Origin of the sequence: Micromonospora sp. KC606 (assembly GCF_004348675.1) — a bacterium.
Lineage (GTDB): Bacteria > Actinomycetota > Actinomycetes > Mycobacteriales > Micromonosporaceae > Micromonospora.
Genome location: NZ_SMKN01000402.1, coordinates 1 through 1,482 on the forward strand (window position 1 = coordinate 1; position 1,482 = coordinate 1,482).

The 1,482-nt window shown below is 75.2% G+C and carries 2 protein-coding genes; both read right to left on the bottom strand.

The annotated features are described in order from the left end of the window. Positions 1-577 (bottom strand): TetR family transcriptional regulator (locus tag E1193_RS31375; RefSeq protein ID WP_132186735.1); only part of this gene is annotated, 577 nt, incomplete at its 3' end. A 14-nt stretch (positions 578-591) separates the two neighbouring features. Continuing rightward, positions 592-1,266, bottom strand: a complete 675-nt coding sequence (locus E1193_RS31380; protein WP_132186736.1) for a DUF4166 domain-containing protein — start codon at positions 1,264-1,266, stop codon at positions 592-594. Positions 1,267-1,482 lie beyond the last annotated feature (216 nt).

Below are 1,482 nucleotides of genomic sequence, written 5' to 3' on the forward strand. Positions count from 1 at the left end.
GGCCGAGGTCGTCGAGGACCTCGACCAGGATGGCGAGCCGGTCCAGGGCGGCCAGCGCGTCGCGGGCGCCGGCCGCGTCGACGCCCTCGAACAGCTCCAGGCCGACGAAGGCGGCGCTGATCGCCCGGGCCAGCCCCGCCGGCTCGGCGACCGGGGCGGCCGGCGAGTCGCGCAGCAGCCGACGCAGCACCGCCTCGATCTCGGCCGTCCAGAGCCGCAGCGCGGCGGCGGTCGGCTCCGCCAGCCGGGCATCGGCCTGCGCCCCGGCGAGCAACTGGGCCAGCACCGCCACGTTGCCCTGGGCGTGTTCCTGCGCGTGCAGGTCCCGCCCCACGTCGAGCAGTTCGCGCAGGGACCGGACGGCCGCGAACCGGTCCCGGTACACCGCCACCCGCGCCTCGGTGACGCTGCGGCACGCCTCGGCGAGCAGCTCGTCGACGGTGCCGAAATGGTAGAAGACCAGCGCCTGGTTGACCCCGGCGGCCGCCGCCACGGTGCGGGCCGACACGCCGGCGATGCCGTGCGCGCGGATCGCCGCCAACGCGCCGTCGATGAGCTTCTGGCGGGTGCCAGCCATCAAGGTCCTCCCGGTCAGTCCCGAGGATTCTCCCGCAGCGGTCGCACCGCTGCGGGGACCGGGGCACCACCCGCCGGGACGTAGGCCACGGTGAAGCTGCCCGCGTACCCGAAGAGCGGCCCGAGACGCCGGTTGGTCACCGCCACCTCGATGCGGAACCGGCCGGCGCGGTCGTCGTACCACTCGCGCAGCCGGGCCTCGCCGGTCAGCGCCGCCGGGCAGGGGACCCCGCCCCGGAACCGCTGTAGCCCACTGCGGATCGTCAGCGCGCCGGTGGCGTCGACGCCGGGGTGCAGGTCGACGGCGAGGTGCTGGTGGGTGCCCAGGTAGTCGACCAGCATCTGCCGGCGGGGGCTCCACACCATCGTCGCGTCGAACCGCCGCCGTCGGTGCGCGCTCACCTGGAAGGTGCGGACGAAGGTCAGTGTCGCCCGGCCGTACGAGTCGGTGTAGGCCCAGTTCTCGATGGTGAACGGCACGTCGACGCCGCTCTCCGGGAAGAGCAGGTGACGCAGCGTGCCCAGGCGCAGAAACGGCACGGTGAACGCCGGACCGCGCCAGATCCGGTCCATCACGCCGGTGCCCACGCAGCCCGCGTCGACACGGCCGCCGACGTCGAAGCGGCGGCGTAACTCGGGGTGCAGCCGGTCGAAGTCCGCGCCCAGGGCGCGCCGGAAGACGCCGGTCACCGTCGTTCTCCCCGGGCCGGCGGAAACGTGGCGGGCCGGTCCGAAGGTAACGTGGCGGGCCGGTCCGAAGGTAACGCGGCGGGCCGGTCCGAAGGTAACGCGGCGGGCCGGTCCGGGGGTAACGCGGCGGTCCGGTCCGAAGGTAACGCGGCGGGCCGGTCCGGGGGTAACGCGGCGGTCCGGTCCGAAGGTAACGCGGCGGGCCGGTCCGGGGGC